The 22015-nt window shown below is 55.4% G+C and carries 18 protein-coding genes; 1 reads left to right on the top strand and 17 read right to left on the bottom strand.

Annotation, left to right across the window (positions count from 1 at the left end):
- Positions 1-65: 65 nt before the first annotated feature.
- From ftsA to ilvI, 17 genes are all read right to left on the bottom strand, one after another.
- A complete protein-coding gene (ftsA, locus tag AC6I8R_RS03645) occupies positions 66-1322 on the bottom strand; it encodes a cell division protein FtsA (protein WP_013507861.1) in 1257 nt (418 codons plus the stop codon).
- Positions 1319-2158, bottom strand: a complete 840-nt coding sequence (ftsQ, locus tag AC6I8R_RS03640) for a cell division protein FtsQ (RefSeq protein ID WP_497831920.1) — start codon at positions 2156-2158, stop codon at positions 1319-1321. Before ftsQ ends, ftsA begins: the two co-directional genes overlap by 4 nt.
- 1 nt (position 2159) lies before the next feature.
- Entirely contained in the window at positions 2160-3080 is a 921-nt protein-coding gene (locus AC6I8R_RS03635; RefSeq protein ID WP_415173441.1) for a D-alanine--D-alanine ligase, read from the bottom strand.
- The gene (gene murC / locus AC6I8R_RS03630; protein ID WP_208724782.1) at positions 3073-4548 is read right to left on the bottom strand and encodes a UDP-N-acetylmuramate--L-alanine ligase; all 1476 of its coding nucleotides are present in this window, start codon (positions 4546-4548) and stop codon (positions 3073-3075) included. Before murC ends, AC6I8R_RS03635 begins: the two co-directional genes overlap by 8 nt.
- Before the next feature lie 70 nt (positions 4549-4618).
- Entirely contained in the window at positions 4619-5677 is a 1059-nt protein-coding gene (gene murG, locus AC6I8R_RS03625; RefSeq protein ID WP_415173440.1) for an undecaprenyldiphospho-muramoylpentapeptide beta-N-acetylglucosaminyltransferase, read from the bottom strand.
- Positions 5674-6888, bottom strand: a complete 1215-nt coding sequence (gene ftsW / locus AC6I8R_RS03620) for a cell division protein FtsW (protein WP_021184739.1) — start codon at positions 6886-6888, stop codon at positions 5674-5676. The genes murG and ftsW overlap by 4 nt, the downstream gene beginning before the upstream one ends.
- Positions 6888-8204, bottom strand: coding sequence for a UDP-N-acetylmuramoyl-L-alanine--D-glutamate ligase (gene murD, locus AC6I8R_RS03615; RefSeq protein WP_021184740.1), 1317 nt, complete (start codon positions 8202-8204; stop codon positions 6888-6890). Before murD ends, ftsW begins: the two co-directional genes overlap by 1 nt.
- Before the next feature lie 2 nt (positions 8205-8206).
- Positions 8207-9289 (bottom strand): phospho-N-acetylmuramoyl-pentapeptide-transferase, encoded by a 1083-nt coding sequence (mraY, locus tag AC6I8R_RS03610; protein ID WP_013507854.1) that lies wholly within the window; start codon positions 9287-9289, stop codon positions 8207-8209.
- Positions 9283-10644, bottom strand: coding sequence for a UDP-N-acetylmuramoyl-tripeptide--D-alanyl-D-alanine ligase (murF, locus tag AC6I8R_RS03605; protein WP_021184741.1), 1362 nt, complete (start codon positions 10642-10644; stop codon positions 9283-9285). Before murF ends, mraY begins: the two co-directional genes overlap by 7 nt.
- Entirely contained in the window at positions 10641-12128 is a 1488-nt protein-coding gene (murE, locus tag AC6I8R_RS03600; protein WP_021184742.1) for a UDP-N-acetylmuramoyl-L-alanyl-D-glutamate--2,6-diaminopimelate ligase, read from the bottom strand. Before murE ends, murF begins: the two co-directional genes overlap by 4 nt.
- A complete protein-coding gene (locus AC6I8R_RS03595; RefSeq protein WP_021184743.1) occupies positions 12115-13881 on the bottom strand; it encodes a peptidoglycan glycosyltransferase FtsI in 1767 nt (588 codons plus the stop codon). The genes murE and AC6I8R_RS03595 overlap by 14 nt, the downstream gene beginning before the upstream one ends.
- A 16-nt stretch (positions 13882-13897) precedes the next feature.
- A complete protein-coding gene (gene ftsL / locus AC6I8R_RS03590) occupies positions 13898-14218 on the bottom strand; it encodes a cell division protein FtsL (RefSeq protein WP_021184744.1) in 321 nt (106 codons plus the stop codon).
- Positions 14215-15156, bottom strand: coding sequence for a 16S rRNA (cytosine(1402)-N(4))-methyltransferase RsmH (rsmH, locus tag AC6I8R_RS03585; RefSeq protein WP_021184745.1), 942 nt, complete (start codon positions 15154-15156; stop codon positions 14215-14217). Before rsmH ends, ftsL begins: the two co-directional genes overlap by 4 nt.
- Positions 15157-15158: 2 nt before the next feature.
- Complete coding sequence (gene mraZ, locus AC6I8R_RS03580) at positions 15159-15617, bottom strand: division/cell wall cluster transcriptional repressor MraZ (protein ID WP_021184747.1); 459 nt, start codon at positions 15615-15617, stop codon at positions 15159-15161.
- A 493-nt stretch (positions 15618-16110) separates the two neighbouring features.
- A complete protein-coding gene (gene cra, locus AC6I8R_RS03575) occupies positions 16111-17121 on the bottom strand; it encodes a catabolite repressor/activator (protein ID WP_021184748.1) in 1011 nt (336 codons plus the stop codon).
- Positions 17122-17317: 196 nt separating this feature from the next.
- Positions 17318-17809: an acetolactate synthase small subunit gene (gene ilvN, locus AC6I8R_RS03570; RefSeq protein WP_021184749.1), complete on the bottom strand. Its 492-nt coding sequence runs from the start codon at positions 17807-17809 to the stop codon at positions 17318-17320.
- A gap of 2 nt (positions 17810-17811) precedes the next feature.
- Positions 17812-19536, bottom strand: a complete 1725-nt coding sequence (gene ilvI / locus AC6I8R_RS03565) for an acetolactate synthase 3 large subunit (RefSeq protein WP_021184750.1) — start codon at positions 19534-19536, stop codon at positions 17812-17814.
- 915 nt (positions 19537-20451) lie between these two features.
- On the opposite strand from ilvI, the gene leuA reads away from it, so the two are divergent.
- The gene (gene leuA / locus AC6I8R_RS03560; protein WP_021184752.1) at positions 20452-22014 is read left to right on the top strand and encodes a 2-isopropylmalate synthase; all 1563 of its coding nucleotides are present in this window, start codon (positions 20452-20454) and stop codon (positions 22012-22014) included.
- Position 22015: the final 1 nt, after the last annotated feature.

Genomic DNA, 22015 nt, shown 5'->3' with positions numbered 1-22015 from the left:
TCTCCGTTATGTGCCTGTCGCCTGGAGATCATAAAAACTGCCAGCATGATCCCCTTTTACAAAAATTAAAACTCTTTCTTCAGCCAGCTGTTGATTCGTTTGAACCAGTTACCCACTGAAGCACGTTTTTCCGTTTCCGCATCACCATTCATATGTGACTCTTTGCCGTAATGCAGCAGACCAACTGCGGTTGAATAGTACGGCTCCTGCGCATAATCCGTCAGGCCGGTGATGTTCAGTGGCTGACCAATACGCACCTGCGTGTGAAAAACACGCTGGGCGCAGGCCGCCAGGCCTTCAATCTGCGCCGCGCCACCGGTCAGCACAATACCGGCTGCCAGATGGTGCTTCACGCCCTGCTGGCGCAGCTGTTCCTGCAATTGCAGAATCTCGTCATTCACCAGATTCAGCAGTTCGGTGTAACGCGGCTCAATCACTTCTGCCAGCGTCTGACGCTGCAAACTACGCGGTGGGCGTCCACCCACACTCGGGACTTCCACATTCTCGTCTTTACCGACGATGGAACCCAGCGCGCAGCCATGACGAACTTTAATCGCTTCAGCGTCCGTCGGCGGTGTACCAAAGGCGTAAGCGATATCGCTGGTCACCACGTTCCCGGCATACGGGATCACTTTGGTGTGACGCAGCGCGCCGCCGGTATACACCGCGATATCCATAGTACCGCCACCGATGTCGACCACGCACACGCCCAATTCGCGCTCATCTTCCGTCAACACCGAGAAACTGGAAGCCAAACCGGCAAAAATCAGTTGGTCCACTTTCAGGCCGCATCGTTCCACCGCCTTCACGATATTTTTCGCCATATCGTTGTGGCAGGTGATCAAATGAACTTTCGCCTGCATGCGCACACCGGACAGCCCAACCGGATTCTTAATGCCTTCCTGGTAGTCGATGGCATATTCCTGCGGAATCACATGCAGGATACGATGTTCATCACGAACGCGAACCGATTTAGCGGTATGCACCACGTTCTCTACATCATCCTGAGTGACTTCCTCTTCGGAAATCGGAACCATCCCGATTTCGTTCTGACAACTGATATGTTTGCCCGATAAAGCAAGGTAGACGGAAGAAATCTGGCAATCTGCCATCAGTTCAGCCTGATCGATGGCGCGCTGCACGCATTTCACCACCGACTCAAGGTCATTCACGCCACCTTTGTCCATACCGCGAGACGGGCAGCTGCCCACCCCAATAATGTTGACCATACCATCGGGCAGAATTTCCCCAACCAGGGCGGCGACCTTCGCGGTGCCGATTTCAAGTCCTACTACCAGTTTTCTGTCCGTTGCCTTGATCATTGTTGTTTAGCCTGTGCCTGGTTCTGTTGCTGATTGACTTCCTGTGGCTCTAACGGTGCCGGTGTCCATCCTACGGCAGCACCCGAGTCATAGCGCAAATCGACATAGCTGATGCGCTTGTTACCGCTCTGGGCCTGCTGTTGCAGTTCCGGGTAGAGCTCAATAAAACGGTTCAGACGCTTCATGGTATCGCTGCGCCCCAACTCGATGCGCACATCATCGCTGGTCACCAGCTGCCACGAGCGCCGCGCCGTCATCGACGCGACCTTCAGGGTAAACTTGCTGGCCTTCAGTACATTACTCATGGTGTGATACCCGGCCAACACCTCTTTCTCACTGCCTTCCGGCCCGTACAGCATTGGCATGGTTTCTTTACCAATGTGACTGGCCGGGATACTGAAGGAGACACCATCAGCGTCCACCATGTGCAGGTCATTCCAGCGAGCCACCGGAACATACTCTACCAGGTTAATCTTCAGCTCATCAGGCCACTGCTTGCGCACGCTGACCTGTTTAATCCACGGCAAACGTTCAATTTGCTGCTGGATAATGTCGACATCCTGCGACATAAAGGTGCCCGGTGCGCCGAGTGACAAAATCGCCTGGCGAATGTCATCGTGCGTGGTGTAATGCGTTTCACCGGTCACCACCAGTTTCGATAATGGCAGGCGGGATGCATCGTTCATCCACTTCAACACCACCAGCCCGCCAGCCACCATAATGCCTAACACAATCAGCAGGAACACGATGCCGAAAAGCCGGGCACCGTTGCTACGCCCGGAGCGCGTGCGCTCCTGGGGTTCGCGGTTGCGTACGTTCAGCGCCGCCTGTGACATATCAGTCGGCCAACTCCAGAATACGGGCAACCAGCTGCGGGAAGCTGAGTCCCGCCTGCTTCGCTGCCATCGGCACCAGACTATGGCTGGTCATTCCCGGCGAAGTATTCACTTCCAGCAGCTGGAAATTATCCTCACCGTCGACCATCACATCCACTCGTCCCCAGCCGCTGCAACCTAATGCCCGCCAGGCCGCCAGTACCAACGCCTGCAATTCTGCTTCACGCTCAGCACTCAAGCCGCTCGGGCAGAAGTATTGAGTATCGTCAGAAATGTATTTTGCTTCATAGTCATAGAACTCACTGGCGGTTTGAATTTTGATGGATGGCAGAATCTGGTCGCCTAAAATGCCGACGGTGTATTCCGCACCACTCAAAAACGCTTCCACCAGCACGTCATCATCGTGACGAAACGCTTCTGCCAGCGCCGCCGGTAACGCATCGCGCGTATTAACCCGACTGATCCCCACGCTTGAACCTTCGCAGCTTGGTTTGACGAACACCGGTAAGCCCAGTGCATCAATATCGGCCAACGTCTGCGCATCCAGCCCATTTTCCTGCTGCTGACGCGTCAGCCAGACAAATTTTCCAGCCGGCAATCCCCTGCCCTGCCACAGCAATTTGCTGCGCAGTTTATCCATGGTGATCGCCGAGGCCATAACACCGCTGCCGGTGTAGGGGATCTGCTGGAATTCCAGCACCGCCTGCAAAGTACCGTCTTCACCGCCACGACCATGCAGGGCAATGAAAGCTTTATCAAATCCTTGTTGTTTCAGGGTGAGAACTGAAACATCGCGCGTATCCACCGGATGCGCGTCAATACCCATCTCGCGCAATCCAGCCAGCACCGCGCTACCGGACATCAACGAAACTTCACGCTCCGCCGAGGTGCCGCCAAACAAAACCGCTACCTTCTCAGCCATTGCGCACCTCCGCCTTCACTGCGGGCTGCAAACGGATTTCCGCCAGCTTGCGCGCGATTTTGCCAATATTACCTGCGCCCTGAACAATCACCAGGTCGTTGCCACTCAACAGGGGTGCCAGCGTCTCTGGCAGCGCATCGTGTTCAGACACCAGAATCGGATCAACTTTGCCGCGACCGCGAATCGCGCGGCACAGCGAACGGCTATCCGCTCCCGGAATCGCGGCTTCGCCCGCCGGATACACATCCAGCATCAGCAGCACATCCACCTGTGACAACACGTTGGCAAAGTCGTCAAACAGATCGCGGGTGCGCGTGTAACGATGCGGCTGAAATACCATCACCAGTTTTTTCTCTGGCCAGCCAGCGCGCGCAGCTTTGATCGTCACATCCACCTCGGTGGGGTGATGACCATAATCGTCGACCAGCATCGCGCTACCCGGCGTACCGTTAACCGGGGCGGTATCAAACTCACCCAGCACATCAAAACGTCGGCCCGTGCCCTGGAAGCTTTCGAGCGCAGCCAGAATCGCGTTGTCGTCGATGCCTTCTTCGGTCGCTACCGCCACCGCAGCCGCTGCGTTGAGCGCGTTATGGCGACCCGGCGCATTCAGCGTCACATGCAGCACTGGCTTGTCGTGACGAATCAGGGTGAAGTGCCCCTGAGCACCACGCTGCTCATAATTTTCGATGCGCACATCAGCATCTTCGCTAAAACCATAGGTGGTGAGTTGACGGCCGACGCGCGGGATCAGATCGCGGATCACCACATCATCGACACACATCACCGCACGGCCGTAAAACGGCAGGTTATGCAGGAAATTGATAAACGTCTGTTTCAGGTTCTCGAAATCGCCCTGATAGGTATCCATATGATCGGCTTCGATATTGGTGACAATCGCCACCATCGGTTGCAGATGCAGGAACGACGCATCGCTTTCATCCGCTTCAGCAATCAGATAGCGACTGCTGCCCAGCCGTGCATGGGTACCTGCGGCTTTCACCAGGCCACCGTTGACGAAGGTCGGATCCAGGCCACCTTCGGCATAAATACTGGCTACCATCGCGGTAGTGGTGGTTTTGCCGTGCGTACCGGCAATCGCGATGCCGTGGCGGAAGCGCATCAGCTCCGCCAGCATCTCTGCGCGACGAATTACCGGGATACGCTGCTCACGCGCCGCCACCAGTTCCGGGTTGTCCTGCGCCACGGCAGTGGAGACCACCACCACACTCGCATCGGTCACGTTTTCCGGGCGATGGTTGAAATAGATCGTTGCGCCCAGCGATGCCAGATGCTGCGTCACCGGGTTGGGTGCCAAATCGGAACCGCTAATATGATAACCTTCGTTCGCCAACACTTCGGCAATACCGCCCATGCCAGCACCGCCAATGCCGACAAAGTGGATGTGCCGGACGCGACGCATCTCGGGCACAATGGAACGCAGTTTTGCCAATTGTTGTGTATTCATCTGTCTCTGTTACCTGTGTTTTCCATTTGTACCTGAACCAGGTACGGGTCAATCTGACTGACCGATTAACTTACTTCGCGGCGCGCGCAACTTCCTGAGCAACCCGTTCAGTTGCATCGGGAATCGCCACCTGGCGGGCTTTTTCTGCCATCTCCAGCAAGGTAGCGCGATCCCAGTGGCGCAGCGTCTCCGCGACCACAGCCGCGGTGAACTGCGGCTGCTCAAAAATTTTGGCTGCGCCCGCCTGCTCCAGCGGCAACGCATTCCAGTACTGCTGACGATCCTTATGCATGAAAGGCACGAAAATCGCCGGTAAGCCTGCGGCGGCCACTTCACTGACGGTCAGCGCACCGGAACGGCACACCACCACATCAGCCCAGGCATAAGCAGCAGCCATGTCATCGATGAACTCGGTGACTTTATGCTGCGGCTGACCCGCATCGCGATACGCCTGTTGCACCGTCTCCAGCGCACCTTTGCCGGTCTGATGCCATAACGTGATGACATCACCGAGTTCAGCGGCAACCTGCGGCAGCGTCTGATTGAGGATGCGCGCCCCCTGGCTGCCCCCTACGACCAGCACACGCACCGGACCGCTACGCCCAGTCAGGCGTTCAGCAGGTAACGGCAGCGCCAACACATCGGTACGTACCGGGTTTCCGACCACATCCGCATTGGGGAATGCGCCGGGAAAAGCCTGCATCACTTTGCTGGCGATCTTTGCCAGCCATTTGTTGGTCAGCCCGGCGATACCGTTCTGTTCATGCAGCACCACCGGGATACCGCAGCTCCATGCCGCCAGACCACCAGGGCCAGACACATAACCGCCCATACCCAATACCACATCTGGCTGCCAGTTCTTCATGATGCGGCGCGCCTGACGCCAGGCATTAAAGATGCGCAGCGGTGCCAGCAGTTGGGCTTTCACCCCTTTGCCACGTAATCCGCTGATGCGGATAAAATCAATCTCGATACCATGTTTTGGCACCAGATCGGCTTCCATGCGATCGGCGGTCCCCAGCCAGCGTACCTGCCAGCCCTGTTCCATCAGATGATGGGCGACAGCCAGACCAGGGAACACATGTCCACCGGTTCCACCTGCCATCACCATCAGTCGCTTCCCACTCATCGACCACCTCGGGTAAACGCCTGAGCTTTCGCCAGACGCGTTTCATAATCTATGCGCAACAAAAACACGATGGCCGTCGACATAATGATCAAACTGGAACCACCGTAACTAATTAGCGGTAACGTCAGACCTTTGGTCGGCAGCATACCGGCAGCCGCACCGACGTTAACCAATGCCTGGAAGCTGAACCATACGCCGATGGAACAGGCCAGAAAGCCGGAAAAACGTTGGTCGATCTCCAGCGCGCGACGGCCAATCGACATCGCGCGAAAAGCGACGAAGAATACCATCAACAGCGCCAAAACCACACCGGCATAACCCAATTCTTCACCGATGATGGAGAAGATAAAGTCGGTATGCGCTTCCGGCAGATACTCCAGTTTCTGCACCGAGTTGCCCAGCCCCTGCCCCCAGAACTCACCACGGCCAAACGCCATCAATGACTGGGTTAACTGGTAGCCGCTACCAAACGGATCTTCCCACGGGTTCCAGAACGACGTCACACGACGCATACGATAGGGTTCCGCGATAATCAGCAGCACCACGGCGAAAATACCGGAACCGATGATTGCGAGGAACTGCCACAACTTCGCGCCTGCCAGAAACAGCATCGCCAGCGTGGTGACAAACAGCACCACCACCGTTCCGAGGTCGGGCTGCGCCAGCAGTAACACCGCCAGCACCACCATCACGCCCATCGGTTTACAGAAGCCCCAGAAGTTGTTACGCACCTCTTCCACTTTGCGCACCAGATAGCTGGCGAGATAGCAGAACAGCGACAGCTTCGATAGCTCCGCAGGCTGAATACGCAGCGGTCCCAATGCAATCCAGCGCGATGCACCGTTGACCGAGCTACCCACCACCAGCACCACCAGCAGCATCACTACGGACACCACCAGCATGGCATTGCTGTAGCGTTGCCAGAAATCCATCGGCACGCGCAAAGTGACCAGCGCCATACCGAACGCCAGTGCGATATAAAAAGCATCACGCTTGGCAAAATAGAACGGGTCTTCATTCAAACGCTGGCCCACCGGCATTGAGGCCGAGGTCACCATAATGAAGCCCACCAGGGCCAGACCAAACGTCAGCCACAGCAGCGTGCGGTCGTACAGCACCACCGGCGCATCTTCGTTTTCCCGCGCGCCCATCACCCAATCTTTCAGGCGCAGGGAGAGGAAGCTGGCTACACCGGCACCGGGAATGCGCATCAGCCTAACTCCTTCGCCAGTTGCGCGAACTGATCGCCACGCTGTTCAAAATTACGGAACTGATCGAGGCTGGCGCAGGCTGGTGACAGCAGCACCATATCGCCCGCTTTTGCCTGCTGCGCGATCTGTTCCATTGCCTGCTGCATGGTTTCAGTGCGGGTAGCCACGTCCGGCCGTAAGGCCGCCAGTGCATCGCCGTCACGGCCAAAGCAGAACAGTCGCACGTTGTCACCTTGCAGATAACGCGCCAACGGGCTGAAATCAGCGGATTTACCATCGCCGCCCAGCAGTAACCACAGCGTGCCTTTGACCTGCAAACCATTCAACGCGGCTTCAGTGCTGCCAACATTGGTGGCTTTGGAGTCGTTAATCCAACGAATGCCGTGCGCTTCATGCGCCAGTTGGAAACGATGCGGCAAGCCGGTAAAGGTGGTCAGCGCTTTCAGGCTGGAGGCTCGCGGGATATTCACCGCATCAGCCAGCGCCAGCGCCGCTAACGCATTGGTGTAGTTATGTTGCCCCACCAGCTTCATTTCGTCGGTGTTCAGCACCTTCTCACCTTTCACACGCAACCAGGTACTGCCCTGCTGCCGGTTGAGATGATAATCACCGATATCGATACCAAAGCTGACGCAGCGGGTATCGGCACCGCGTACCGGCATGGTCATGCCGTCATCGGCGTTAACCACACAAATCCGGGCATTTTCGTAGATGCGCAGTTTGGCAGCGCGGTACTGCTGCATACCCAACGGATAGCGATCCATATGATCTTCCGTCACGTTGAGGATGGTCGCCGCAGCGGCTTTCAGGCTGTAGGTGGTTTCCAGCTGGAAGCTGGAGAGTTCCAGCACGTACAGCTGAGCCGGGGATTTCAGCAGTGACAACGCCGGTAAACCGATATTGCCACCCACACCCACCTGCCAGCCTGCGGCACGCGCCATTTCGCCCACCAGGGTGGTCACGGTGCTTTTACCGTTAGAGCCGGTAATCGCCACAATCGGTGCCTGCGCTTCACGACAGAACAGCTCGATATCACCCACGATTTCGATACCGGCATCTGCCGCTTCGCTCAAGGCCGGGTGCGCAAGGGCAATACCTGGGCTGGCGATAATTAAATCGGCCGCCAGCAACCAGTCGTTGTTCAGTCCACCGACATAGCGCTCCACCTGTTCTGGCAGCTTATCCAGACCCGGCGGTGACACACGGGTGTCCATCACGCGGGGCGTTACGCCCTGCGCTAAAAAGAAATCAACACAGGAGAGGCCGGTCAGACCCAACCCGATGATGACGACTTTTCTGCCCCGATAGTCAGCCATGATTAACGTACCTTCAGCGTTGCCAGGCCAATCAGCACCAGCATCAGCGAAATAATCCAGAAGCGCACGATCACGCGCGGCTCCGGCCAGCCTTTCAATTCATAGTGATGGTGAATCGGTGCCATGCGGAAAATGCGTTGTCCGCGCAGCTTGAACGACCCCACCTGGAGGATCACTGACAGCGTCTCCACCACGAACACGCCACCCATGATCACCAGCAAAAATTCCTGACGCAGCAGCACCGCGATGGTACCGAGTGCGCCACCCAGCGCCAGCGAACCGACATCACCCATAAAAACTTGCGCCGGATAGGTGTTGAACCACAGGAAACCGAGGCCTGCACCGACAATCGCGGTACACACGATCACCAGTTCCCCCGCATGACGCAGATAAGGGATATGCAGATACTCAGCAAACTTCACGTTACCGGTCGCCCAGGCAACCAACGCAAAGCCGGCAGCGACGAACACGGTCGGCATGATTGCCAGACCATCCAGACCGTCGGTCAGGTTGACGGCGTTCCCCGTCCCTACAATCACAAAGTAAGCCAGCAGAATGTAAAACAGCCCCAGCTGCGGCATGATGTCTTTGAAGAACGGCACCACCAGCTCTGTCGCCGGGGTGTCTTTACCCGCCAGGTAGAGCGCGAACGCCACACCGAGCGAAATCACCGACATCCAGAAGTATTTCCAGCGGGCGATTAACCCTTTGGTGTCTTTGCGTACCACTTTGCGGTAATCATCGACAAAGCCAATCACACCGAATCCAACCAGTACCACCAATACGCACCAGACATACGGGTTGGACGGATATGCCCACATCAACACCGATACGGTGATGGAAGTGAGAATCATCAGGCCGCCCATTGTCGGGGTGCCGCGCTTACTGAAGTGCGACTCAGGGCCATCGTTACGTACTACCTGACCAATTTGCAGCTTTTGCAGCCAGGCAATCAGGCGTGGGCCCATCCACAGAGAGAGGAACAGAGCGGTCAGCAGGCTGACAATGGCGCGAAACGTCAAATAGGAAAAGACGTTAAAGCCGGAATAAAGTGCGACCAGATGCTCGGCCAGCCAAACTAACATGTTCCTTTCTCCTGTAAGCTCTGTACTACCTGCTCCATGGCGGCACTACGCGAACCTTTAATCAAAATCGTTAACTCCTGATGTTCGGACAATAACGTCCGTAAACGTTCAATCAGCGCGGCTTTGCTGGCGAAATGTTCGCCATTGCCACTGTTTTCACTGATCAACTGACTAAAGCGTCCGGTGCTCAGTACACAATCAATTCCAGCGGCTTTCGCCGCCTCGCCGACCTGACGGTGACAGGACTCCGTCTCATCACCAAGTTCCGCCATATCGCCGACCACCATGACGCGATAGCCCGGCATATCGCCCAGCACCTGCGCGGCAGCAGTCATCGATCCCACATTGGCGTTGTAGCTATCATCAATCAGCAGTTGATGCTCAGCCAGACGAACCGGGAAGAGGCGGCCTGGAACCGGCTGTAATTTCGTCAGACCTGCCTGAATTGCGCTGAGAGGTGCATCTACCGACAGTGCCAACGCGGCTGCGGCCAGGGCGTTGGCAATATTGTGGCGGCCCGGCAGCGGTAGCGTCACCGCGATATCACCGTGCGGGGTGTGCAGCGTGAATGCGGTGGCATCGGCGCGCAGTTGGATATCGCTGGCACCAAACTCCACCTCAGCCTGCGGTTGTGGTGAAAAACGCCACAAGGTTTTACCCGCCAGCAACGGTTGCCAGTTCGCCAGATCATTGCTGTCGGCGTTGATAATGGCCGTGCCATGCTCCGGTAAGCCACCAAAAATCTCACCTTTGGCTTTGGCGACACCGGCAAGCGAACCGAAACCTTCCAGATGCGCTGCGGCAAGGTTATTCACCAGCGCCGTCTCCGGGCGTGTTAAATCGGTGGTATAGGCAATCTCGCCCTGGTGGTTCGCACCCAGCTCAATCACCGCGTAGTCATGGTCTTTGGTCAGACGCAGCAGCGTCATCGGCACGCCGAAGTCATTATTCAGGTTACCGGCGGTATACAGCGTCTCACCACACTCGCGCAGAATCGCGGCGGTCATCTCTTTAACTGAGGTTTTGCCGGACGAGCCGGTCAACGCGACCACACGGGCTTTTGCCTGTTGGCGCACCCAGGCAGCCAGTTGACCAAAAGCGATACGGGTATCGGCCACCACGACCTGCGGCACCGCGACAGGCAAGTGCTTACTTACCAGCAACGCTTGCGCGCCGCTGGCGATCGCATCGCCGACAAAGTCGTGTGCATCAAAGCGTTCACCTACCAGGGCGACAAACAGGCACCCTGCTGTCACTTTTCGGGTATCGGTGACCACGTCGTTGACGGTTGCATCGCTTCCGTACAACGTACCGCCACTGACGTTAGCCAGTGTGTCGAGGGAAATCGGGATCATGCCATTACCCCCAGTAAACGGGCGACCGTGTCGCGGTCGGAATAGTCCAGGCGGCGATTGCCGACGATCTGATAATCTTCGTGCCCTTTACCTGCCACCAGCACGATATCCTCGGCTTTGGCTTGCATAATGGCGTTGGTGACCGCCTGCGCCCGCCCCGCTACCACGCGCGCGCGGCCAGGATCGAGCAATCCGGTCAAGATGTCATTCACGATTGCCTGCGGATCTTCACTACGTGGGTTGTCATCGGTGATCACCACCACGTCAGCAAACTGTTCAGCAATCGCCCCCATCAGCGGGCGCTTGCCTTTATCGCGATCGCCACCACAACCAAACAGGCACCATAACTGACCTTTACAGTGCAGGCGCGCTGCTTCCAGCGCTTTCTCCAGCGCATCTGGCGTATGGGCGTAATCAACCACTACCGTAGGTTTTTCCGGCGCACTAAACACTTCCATACGACCTGTGACCGGCAGTAACTGCGATGCGCTGCTGACCAGGGCATCCAGTGGGTATTCCAGCGACAGCAGCGTTGCCAAAGCCAGCAACAGGTTGCTAACGTTAAAAGCCCCCATCAGGCGGCTGTCAAACTCGCCATCACCCCAACTGGAGCTGAAGCGGATATGCGCCCCGCCATCGTGATAGTTTACGGCGGTGGCTTTCAGCCAGCGGCCATGACAACCGGGTTGCAGGTTATCCGCCATGGTGACGGCAACGGCATCCGGCAGGTTTGCCAGCCAGCGACGTCCAACCTCGTCATCCGCGTTGATAATCGCCGCACCAACATGGTGTTCAGAGAACAACAACCATTTGGCCGCTTCGTAGCTTTGCATGTCACCGTGATAATCGAGGTGATCGCGACTCAGATTGGTAAACACCGCAGCAGCAAACGGCAGAGCAGCAACACGATGCTGTACCAGGCCATGCGACGACACTTCCATCGCCGCCAGCGTTGCGCCCTGGCCTACCAGGTCGTGCAGGACATGCTGAACATCCACGGCGGAACCGGTGGTATTTTCCGTCGGTGCCAGTTGGCCATACAGACCATTACCCACCGTCCCCATCACCGCGCCCGTCTCGCCCAGCAGATTGGCCCACTGCGCGATCAATTGGGTGGTGGTGGTTTTGCCGTTGGTGCCGGTGACACCAATTAATTTCAGTTTTTCAGCAGGTTGCTGATAAAAGCGTCCAGCCAGTGCCGAGAGACGCTGCGGCAACTGCGCCAGATAGATAACCGGGACACCATGTATCTCGCGGATATCTCCATCGCTGGCTTCACCTTCGGCTTCGGCAATCACTGCCGCCACGCCCTGGGCAATAGCCTGCGGAATAAATCGACGTCCATCAGCATGATGGCCCGCCACGGCGATAAACAGATCGCCAGAAGCCGCAGAGCGGCTGTCCAGTGTCATGTCACGGAGTGGACGCGCCGGCGCGCCCGGCACCCAAGGGGCCAGTAAGTCGCGCAGGTTACGATCTGTCACTTGATTCCTCACTCTGGTTCTTCACCAAATCGTTCTTATCATTTACCGGTAGCGCATCGGGTTCGATGTTCATGGTACGCAGTACGCCGCCCATGATGGCACCAAACACCGGCGCGGAGACCGCACCACCATAATATTTACCGGCCTGGGGATCGTTGATCACCACCACCAAAGCAAAACGAGGATGACTGGCAGGCGCTACGCCTGCGGTGTAAGCAATGTATTTATTGACGTAACGTCCATCGGGACCGACTTTCTTCGCGGTACCGGTTTTGATCGCAATGCGATAGCCCTTGATGGCGGCCTTAACGCCACCGCCACCCGGCAGAGCAACGCTTTCCATCATATGCACCACAGTTTTCACCAGGTCTTCCGGGAAAACACGTTCACCGGCAACCGGTGGATCAACTTTGGTAATCGACAGCGGACGATAGACGCCATAGCTGCCAATGGTTGCGTAGACTCGCGCTAACTGTAACGGCGTTACCATTAGCCCGTAGCCGAAAGAGAAGGTGGCCCTCTCTATGTCAGACCACCGTTGTTTTTGAGGATATAAGCCACTGCTTTCTCCGACCAACCCCAAATTGGTCGCCTTACCCAGCCCAAAGCGCGCGTAAGTGTCTACGAGTGCTGAGGACGGCATCGCTAACGCCAGACGTGAAACCCCGACGTTACTCGACTTCTGTAGGACCCCGGTCAGGGTCAATTCGTTGTAGCGCGCCACATCTTTGATCTCATGACCATTGATACGATAAGGCACGGTATTCAGTACGCTGTTTTCTTTCACCACGCCGCGTTGCAGGGCAGTCATCACCACCATCGGCTTAACGGTGGAGCCAGGCTCGAAGATGTCGGTAATTGCGCGGTTACGCATCACATCTTTTGGCGTGTTAGCAAGGTTGTTCGGGTTATAGGCCGGGCTGTTAGCCATCGCCAGCACTTCACCGGTGTTAACGTCCACCAACACCGCAGAACCCGATTCGGCTTTGTTAAAGGCCACCGCGTTATTCAGTTCGCGATACACCAGCGCCTGCAAACGTTCATCAATGCTCAGCGTCAGGTTATGGGCGGCGCGGCTATCCACCGAGGAGATATCTTCAATCACGCGACCGTAACGATCTTTACGCACCGTACGTTCGCCAGGTTCACCGGTCAGCCATTTGTCGAAGCTTTTTTCTGTGCCTTCAATACCCTGACCGTCGATATTGGTAAAGCCAATCAGGTGGGCAGTAACCTGACCAGCCGGATAGTAGCGACGAGACTCTTCACGCAGATAGATACCGGGAAGCTTGAGTTTTTTGACATATTCGCCGATCGCCGGGTTCACCTGACGGGCCAGATAAACAAAACGCCCTTTCGGGTTGGCGTTGATGCGTGAGGCGAGTTGGTCGAGCGGGATCGACAGCGCATCCGACAGCGCTTTCCAGCGGCTATCAACAGAGACGCCGCCGTGTTCATTAAGTTCTTTCGGATCGGCCCAGATGGCGTTCACCGGCACGCTGACCGCCAACGGACGCCCGGCGCGATCGCTGATCATGCCACGCGCGGTAGGGACTGCCTGCACACGCAGTGAACGCAAATCCCCTTCTTTCACCAGTTTGTCAGGATTAATCACCTGCAACCAGGCAACACGCGATAACAGGCCACCCAGCGCCAGTAAAATACAGCCGCACAGCAACGCAAAACGCCAGCTTACAAAGCTGGCCTTATCTTCCGGTTTTTTTAACTTCAGCGTTTTGCTTGCGCCGCTCATCAGGTTCTGAGATTCCTTATTGCTGCACCACAATGTTTTCCTGTGAAGGATCGACATGCTGCATTTGCAATTTCTCGGTTGCGATTCGTTCTACCCGGCTGTGATCGCCGAGCGCGTTTTCTTCCAGAATCAGGTTGCGCCACTCAATATCCAGGGCATCACGCTCCAGCACCAACTGTTCACGTTCTGCCGTCAGACGACGCGTCTTATGCGTGGTCGTGACCACCAGCATCGCGGAAATCAGGACCGCCACCAGCAACAGCACCGGAATCTTGCCAAAACGCAGCAGATCGCCACCAATGACACCGGGCAGGCTATGACGCTCGTTTCCGATCATGACGCTGTCCTTTCAGCAATACGCAGCACCGAACTGCGTGCGCGTGGGTTATCAGCGACTTCGGCTTCGCCCGGCACCAGCTTGCCAAGCGTTTTCAGTTCCCGACCACCCAACGCCTTCAACTGCGTTTCGGTCATTGGGATACCTGCCGGTACTTGCGGACCACGGCTCTGATCGCGCATAAAGCGTTTCACCAGGCGATCCTCCAGTGAGTGGAAGCTGATCACGGACAATCTGCCGCCAGGTGCCAGTACTGACAACGCCCCTTTCAGCGCGGTGTCGATCTCTTCCAGTTCACTGTTGATCCAGATACGAATCGCCTGAAAACTGCGGGTCGCCGGATGCTTGAATTTATCTTTTACCGGTGTTGCCGCAGCAATCACTTCAGCCAACTCTTTGGTGCGCGTCATCGGCTGCTCGCGGTTGCGCTCGACAATCGCCCGGGCAATGCGCTTGGCAAAACGTTCCTCACCGTAGGTCTTCAGCACAAAAGCGATATCGGCTTCTTCAGCGCTGAGTAACCATTCCGACGCTGACTGGCCACGCGTCGGGTCCATGCGCATGTCCAACGGCCCATCACGCATGAAAGAGAAACCACGTTCTGCGTCATCCAACTGCGGCGATGACACGCCTAAATCGAGTAAAACGCCGTCGATCTTGCCGGTCAGCCCGCGCTCGGTTACGTATTCCGCCAGTGCCGAAAACGGCCCATGCACGATCGAGAAGCGCGGATCTTTTATCTCAGCGGCTGCGGCTATGGCTTGCGGATCGCGATCAATCGCCAGTAGCTGCCCGTTCGCGCCAAGTTGCGAAAGGATCAATCTGGAGTGACCACCGCGACCAAAAGTGCCGTCAATGTATATGCCGTCTTCCCTGATATTGAGAGCGTTTACCGCCTCATCCAGCAGCACTGTGGTGTGTTTGAAATTTTCCTGCATAGCTATAGCGACAAGTCCTGCAACCGCTCAGATAAAGGTTCCTGAGCTGACTGTTCTGCGTCAATATCATCCTTAACTTGTTGATACCAGGTCTGTTCATCCCACAGTTCAAACTTGTTGAACTGGCCGACCAGCATCACTTCTTTCGTCAGGCTCGCATGTTGGCGAAGGGTATTTGCCAACAACAAGCGGCCTGCATTATCCATCTGACACTCACTGGCATGCCCCAACAGCAGACGCTGCACGCGACGCTCGGCGGGGTTCATGCTGGATAAGCGAGACAGCTTTTTCTCAATGATTTCCCATTCGGGCAGGGTATAAAGCAGCAGGCAGGGCTGATGGAGGTCGATGGTGCAAACCATTTGACCCTGAGACTCTGCGATCAGCAATTCACGATAGCGTGTTGGTACGGCCAGCCGCCCCTTGCTGTCGAGATTGACTAACGTTGCCCCACGGAACATGCCAGCCTCACCCCTCAGATACCCTTTTTCACCACTTTATCCCACATTTTACCACGAAAAGAGTTTACGGAGCCGATGAAATCCTTGTCAAGCCGCAACGGCGAGTGAATATCACTCTTTACAGCGGGTGAAATTATTCAAAGAAGGGTGGAAGAAGACGATGAATGGCAAAATAAAAATTAACCTGATGAATAATGGAATAAAAATTTTCGCGTCATGAAAAATGGCGAAAAATAAAGCGCGTTGCCCCGTTAAGATAAATATCCCGCGTTATGCGACAGCGGCTGCATTTTAGGGGATTTCCGAAAAGAAGCCCAGCACCATCGCGACAGCTCTGCTACCCGCTGCTGCCGAAGATGTAAACAAATAAGAAAAGCCAGGCAGTTTAATTTGTTAGCAAATCAGGTGAAAATTTACGCTTTTTTACCTGAATGATGGCAGGGAAAATTAACCGGCTGGTTAATAAAGTGGGGCAGCACGCCACCCCACCGATTCATTTTGTCCGACGGCTTAATTGACCACGGCGAAATAAATTACGTCGAATTCGGGTTAAACCCGGCTTCGGTTTTCGAGGTTCATCCAGTGACGCTAAAACAAGTTCAAGCACGCGTTCCGCAACATCACGATGACGCTGCCCTACGGCCAGTACCGGACACTCAAGGAAATCCAACAATTCGTGGTCGCCAAAGGTGGCAATCGCCAGGTCGGTTGGCAGACGCCCGTCACGTTTCAGCGTCACATCCATCACCCCCTGTAACAGACCGAATGAGGTGGTGAACAACGCCTCTGGCATGGGATGATCTTCCAGATATTTCTCGAACAGCGCCGCGGCAGCCGTGCGTTCAAAGCTATTGCAGTAGATATAATCGATTGGGCGCTCGTCGCCTTTCCACGCCTCACGGAAACCCATTTCGCGCAGGAAGCTCACCGACAGCTCCGGCAGCGCGCCAAGGAACAGGACGTTTTTCACCGGCAGCTGACGCAATTCAGCGGCCAGTTGCTGGGCATCATCCTGATCGGCACCGACCACGCTGGTAAAATGTTCACGATCCAGCGCACGGTCCAGCGCAATGATCGGCAGCGGATCGTTGATCCAGCGCTGATAAAACGGGTGTTCCGGCGGTAGTGAAGTAGAAACAATGATCGCATCAACCTGACGCTGCAAAAGATGTTCAATGCAGCGCATCTCGTTATCAGGCTGATCTTCAGAACAGGCGATCAGCAGTTGATATCCACGCTGCCGCGCCTGGCGCTCAAGGTAATTGGCAATGCGCGTATAGCTGGTGTTTTCCAGATCGGGGATCACCAGCCCAATGGAACGGGTACGCCCGGCGCGCAGGCCCGCCGCCACGGCATTCGGGTGATAATTGTACTCACGCACCACCGCCATCACTTTCTCGACGGTTTTGTCGCTGACACGATATTGCCGCGCTTTGCCATTGATCACATAGCTGGCCGTAGTGCGCGACACGCCAGCCAGGCGCGCGATTTCATCCAGTTTCACGATGACACCTTAATTCCTGATAAGCCCTGTGGCGAAAATGCCCGCAGAGTAGCTAAGGGTAAAACATTTGTAACATCTAACCGCAGAAAACTACGCTGAGCAACCGCTTTTATCCGTCAGCTTGTTCAAGCGCATAAAATAAAAAAACCCGGCATTACGCCGGGTTAGCATCGTGACTGTCTGTTACTGACGGTGATTAACGCATGATGCGATCGCCGCGCGATACACCAACGATACCGGAACGCGCCACTTCAACAATTTCCGCTACGTCACGGACAGTGTTAAGAAACGCATCCAGCTTGTCGCTGGTGCCTGCCAGCTGAACCGTGTACAGCGTTGGCGTCACGTCGATGATCTGCCCACGGAAAATTTCCGCGCTGCGTTTCACTTCTTCGCGGCCATAGCCGGTCGCCTGGATTTTCACCAGCATGATTTCACGTTCAACGTAGGCACCCTGCCCCAGCTCGCTGACACGTAACACGTCAACTAACTTATGCAGTTGTTTCTCGATCTGCTCCAGCACCTTTTCATCGCCGACGGTTTGAATCGTCATACGTGACAGGGTGGGATCGTCTGTCGGTGCGACCGTCAGGCTTTCAATGTTGTAGCCGCGTTGCGAAAACAGGCCAACCACGCGGGACAATGCGCCGGATTCGTTCTCCAGCAGTACCGATAAAATACGACGCATAATTATGTCCTCTCCGTTTTGCTCAACCACATCTCGTCCATACCGCCACCACGAATCTGCATCGGGTAAACGTGCTCGCTGCCATCAACCGTCACATCTACAAACACCAGTCGCCCTTTCGCCAGGGTTTCCAGTGCCTGGGTCAGCTTCTCTTCCAACTCGGCCGGATGCTGAATCGCGATTCCAACGTGACCATAGGCTTCCGCCAGGCGTACGAAGTCCGGCAGGGACTCCATGTAAGATTGTGAATGGCGGCCAGAGTAGATCATGTCCTGCCACTGCTTCACCATGCCGAGGAAGCGGTTGTTGAGGTTCAGTACCAGCACCGGCAAATCATATTGCAGCGCGGTCGACAGTTCCTGAATGTTCATCTGGATGCTGCCGTCACCGGTGACACAGATTACGGTTTCTTCCGGCAGCGCCATCTTCACACCCAACGCCGCAGGCAGGCCAAAGCCCATGGTGCCCAAACCACCGGAGTTGATCCAGCGACGGGGTTTGTCGAACTGATAATACAGCGCTGCGAACATCTGGTGCTGGCCCACGTCCGAGGTGACGTAAGCATCGCCTTTGGTCAAACGCCAGATAGTTTCGATCACTGCCTGCGGTTTGATTTTATCGCTGGTGCGATCAAATTCGAGGCATTTGCGACCACGCCAGCCATCAATGGTCTGCCACCAGTCGCGCAGGCTGTCGAGCTCCTGCTTCACCTCGGTCTGCGCCAGCAGTTCCAGCATCTGGGTCAGCGTCTGTTTCGCATCACCGACGATCGGAATGTCTGCGGCAACGGTCTTGGAAATCGAGGTTGGGTCAACGTCGATATGCATCACCGTGGCATTCGGGCAATACTTCGCCAGATTGTTGGTGGTACGGTCATCAAAACGCACGCCGATACCGAAAATCAGGTCAGCGTTATGCATGGTCATGTTGGCTTCATAAGTACCGTGCATACCCAGCATACCCACGCACTGACGATGCGTTCCAGGGAAAGCACCCAGCCCCATCAGTGAGGTCGTCACCGGGATGTTGAGCTTTTCCGCCAGTTGCAGCAATTCGGCTTCGCAACCCGAGGTAATAGCACCGCCACCGACATACATCACTGGCTTATGGGCCGCCAGCAGGGTTTGCAGCGCGCGCTTAATCTGCCCCTTATGACCCTGGATGGTTGGGTTATAAGAACGCATGCTGACCGACTCTGGCCAGACATAAGGCAGCTTATTCGCCGGGTTCAGGATATCTTTCGGCAGGTCAATCACCACCGGGCCCGGGCGGCCACTTTTTGCCAGCCAGAACGCTTTTTTGATGACGGTTGGGATCTCTTCGGTGCTTTTGACCAGGAAGCTGTGCTTCACCACCGGGCGGGAAATCCCCACCATGTCGCACTCCTGGAAGGCATCATAGCCGATCAGTGACGACGGCACCTGACCCGACAGAACCACCATCGGGATCGAGTCCATATAAGCAGTGGCGATGCCGGTAATGGCATTGGTGGCGCCAGGACCGGAAGTCACCAGCACGACACCCACTTCGCCGGTAGCACGCGCCAGGCCGTCAGCCATGTGCACCGCGCCTTGTTCGTGGCGAACTAATACGTGGTCGATACCGCCGACCGTTTGCAGAGCGTCGTAAATATCGAGCACCGCTCCGCCCGGATAACCGAATACCTGTTTAACGCCCTGATCGATTAACGAACGGACGACCATTTCGGCTCCTGACAACATCTCCATTTTCTGCCTCCAGGCTTGAGGGACGGAATCCACGGACGTTCGCTTTCCAGCCGCGTCAGTGACATCCTGCCCCGGATTCGCCAATTAAGATCAAAACCTTATGTTTATGCTCAGAAGACGGAATTCATTTCCGCCTTCCAGGTACAGGGAATCTACTTGAGTTCATTCTTTTGAGAGTAGGTCGATTACCATAACCGCAGAAAACCCGGCAGGCAAACGCCCATCCCTCTCAGCTCCGCTTCTTTCCACCTCAAAGGCACTAAGGCGTGATAATTGCCCGCGAGGATTAAACTAATCCCAGCACAGAACAGCAGATGATAATGCTGGTTCGGCAATTATTTACAGCGAGTTATAAGAAATACACGATGCATATTTTGCAACATTCCAGCCCACAATCTTACCCGGCAATTAATTCCTGGCGTGATTATCTTTAAAATCCTTATCTGACGTGAGATTCGTCTAAACAACCGCTTTGCCATTGTTTTACCACCAGGTAAATAAACCCAACAAAACAAATTAAAATCAAACGGTTAAAATAAATATTCATTTTTAAAACATTTTTGCAAGTGATCAAAATCGCCAGCGCCGCGTTAATATTTGTTTTTCCTCTGAACAAGCGAATAATCACAGCAGATCCACCTTGAGCACCTTGAGAAATAACCTTTCACTTATGGTTGACATCAGCGGCCTTTCTCAGTATCAATATGTGCAGCACTCAATTTACGAGGTTTGATCCATGTCCCGTTCTTTTCGTCTACTTGGTCTACTACTAATCGCATCCCCATTGCGCGGTAGACTCGTGGGCGGAATCAACAACTGATTCGAACCTGCAGAAAGTTTAAGAAAACCCGCGCCAATGCGCGGGTTTTTTTATGCTCGTAGCACCGGCGAAGTTAATGCATAAGGAAGATTACGATGAGCCAGCAAGTTATTATTTTCGATACCACTCTGCGCGATGGCGAGCAGGCGTTACAGGCCAGCCTGAGTGTTAAAGAAAAATTGCAGATTGCCCTGGCGCTGGAACGTATGGGCGTAGACGTAATGGAAGTCGGTTTCCCGGTCTCTTCTCCGGGCGACTTTGAATCTGTTCAGACCATTGCGCGCACCATTAAGAACAGCCGCGTCTGTGGCCTGGCACGTTGCGTTGAGAAAGATATCGACGCCGCTTACGAATCTCTGCGCGTTGCAGAAGCGTTCCGTATCCATACCTTTATCGCCACCTCGCCGATGCATATCGCCACTAAGTTGCGCAGTACGCTGCCTGAGGTGATTGAGCGCGCGGTGCATATGATCAAGCGTGCGCGTAACTACACCAACGACGTGGAATTCTCCTGCGAAGACGGTGGCCGTACACCGATTGATGACCTGTGCCGCATGGTGGAAGCCGCGATTAATGCTGGCGCCACCACCATTAACATCCCGGACACCGTGGGTTACACCCTGCCGCACGAATACGCCAACATCATCAGCCAGCTGATCAATCGCGTGCCGAATATTGATAAAGCGATTCTGTCTGTGCATACCCACGATGACCTGGGCATGGCCACCGGCAACGCGATTGCTGCGGTGATGGCCGGTGCACGTCAGGTTGAGGGAACGCTGAACGGCCTGGGCGAACGTGCCGGTAACTGTGCACTGGAAGAGGTGATCATGGCGATCAAAACCCGCCAGCAGATCATGAACGTGCACACCAATATCAAACATCAGGAAATCTACCGCACCAGCCAGACCGTCAGCCAGATCTGCAACATGCCGATCCCGGCCAACAAAGCGGTGGTCGGTTCGAATGCCTTCGCCCACTCGTCCGGCATCCACCAGGATGGCGTGCTGAAAAACCGCGAAAACTACGAAATCCTGACGCCGGAATCGATCGGTCTGCATAAAATCCAGCTCAACCTGACCTCACGTTCAGGCCGTGCCGCGGTGAAACACCGTATGGAAGAGATGGGCTACAAAGAGACCGACTACAACCTGGATACCCTGTACGACGCCTTCCTGAAGCTGGCGGATAAGAAAGGTCAGGTGTTCGATTACGATCTGGAAGCGTTGGCCTTCATCAACAAACAGAATGAAGAACCGGAACATTTCCAGCTGAAAGAATTCAACGTGCAGACCGGCTCCAGCGTGACCGCTACTGCATCTGTCCAGCTGGGCTGTGGTGAAGAGATCAAATCTGACGCCGCCACCGGTAACGGTCCGGTCGACGCCGTCTATCAGGCGATTAACCGTATCACCGGCTTTGAAGCTGAGCTGGTGAACTACAAACTGACCGCCAAAGGCCACGGCGAGAACGCCCTGGGTCAGGTTGATATCGTGGTCAACTACAACGGTCGCAAATTCCACGGCGTGGGCCTGGCGACCGATATCGTCGAATCCTCCGCCAAAGCGATGGTCAACGCCCTGAACAATATCTGGCGTGCCAAACAGGTGGAAAAAGAATTGCAGCGCAAATTTAAAGAGCAAAAGGAAACGGTGTAAC

The organism is Pantoea sp. X-Soil-OKNW-713 (assembly GCF_059730685.1).
The sequence above is the reverse complement of the archived record's forward strand: the minus strand, read 5'-3'. Positions and strand labels throughout refer to the sequence as shown.

What these genes read in the sequence shown, in the direction of transcription:
- ftsW (WP_021184739.1), bottom strand. Translation starts at nt 6,888, where the DNA reads ATGCGCATTCCCGGTGCCGGTGTAGCCAGCTTCCTCTCCCTGCGCCTG.
- ftsA (WP_013507861.1), bottom strand. Translation starts at nt 1,322, where the DNA reads ATGATCAAGGCAACGGACAGAAAACTGGTAGTAGGACTTGAAATCGGC.
- AC6I8R_RS03635 (WP_415173441.1), bottom strand. Translation starts at nt 3,080, where the DNA reads ATGGCTGAGAAGGTAGCGGTTTTGTTTGGCGGCACCTCGGCGGAGCGT.
- murF (WP_021184741.1), bottom strand. Translation starts at nt 10,644, where the DNA reads ATGATCCCGATTTCCCTCGACACACTGGCTAACGTCAGTGGCGGTACG.
- leuA (WP_021184752.1), top strand. Translation starts at nt 20,452, where the DNA reads ATGAGCCAGCAAGTTATTATTTTCGATACCACTCTGCGCGATGGCGAG.
- ftsL (WP_021184744.1), bottom strand. Translation starts at nt 14,218, where the DNA reads ATGATCGGAAACGAGCGTCATAGCCTGCCCGGTGTCATTGGTGGCGAT.
- ilvI (WP_021184750.1), bottom strand. Translation starts at nt 19,536, where the DNA reads ATGGAGATGTTGTCAGGAGCCGAAATGGTCGTCCGTTCGTTAATCGAT.
- ilvN (WP_021184749.1), bottom strand. Translation starts at nt 17,809, where the DNA reads ATGCGTCGTATTTTATCGGTACTGCTGGAGAACGAATCCGGCGCATTG.
- ftsQ (WP_497831920.1), bottom strand. Translation starts at nt 2,158, where the DNA reads ATGTCACAGGCGGCGCTGAACGTACGCAACCGCGAACCCCAGGAGCGC.
- murC (WP_208724782.1), bottom strand. Translation starts at nt 4,548, where the DNA reads ATGAATACACAACAATTGGCAAAACTGCGTTCCATTGTGCCCGAGATG.
- mraY (WP_013507854.1), bottom strand. Translation starts at nt 9,289, where the DNA reads ATGTTAGTTTGGCTGGCCGAGCATCTGGTCGCACTTTATTCCGGCTTT.
- murG (WP_415173440.1), bottom strand. Translation starts at nt 5,677, where the DNA reads ATGAGTGGGAAGCGACTGATGGTGATGGCAGGTGGAACCGGTGGACAT.
- rsmH (WP_021184745.1), bottom strand. Translation starts at nt 15,156, where the DNA reads ATGCAGGAAAATTTCAAACACACCACAGTGCTGCTGGATGAGGCGGTA.
- murD (WP_021184740.1), bottom strand. Translation starts at nt 8,204, where the DNA reads ATGGCTGACTATCGGGGCAGAAAAGTCGTCATCATCGGGTTGGGTCTG.
- AC6I8R_RS03595 (WP_021184743.1), bottom strand. Translation starts at nt 13,881, where the DNA reads ATGAGCGGCGCAAGCAAAACGCTGAAGTTAAAAAAACCGGAAGATAAG.
- mraZ (WP_021184747.1), bottom strand. Translation starts at nt 15,617, where the DNA reads ATGTTCCGTGGGGCAACGTTAGTCAATCTCGACAGCAAGGGGCGGCTG.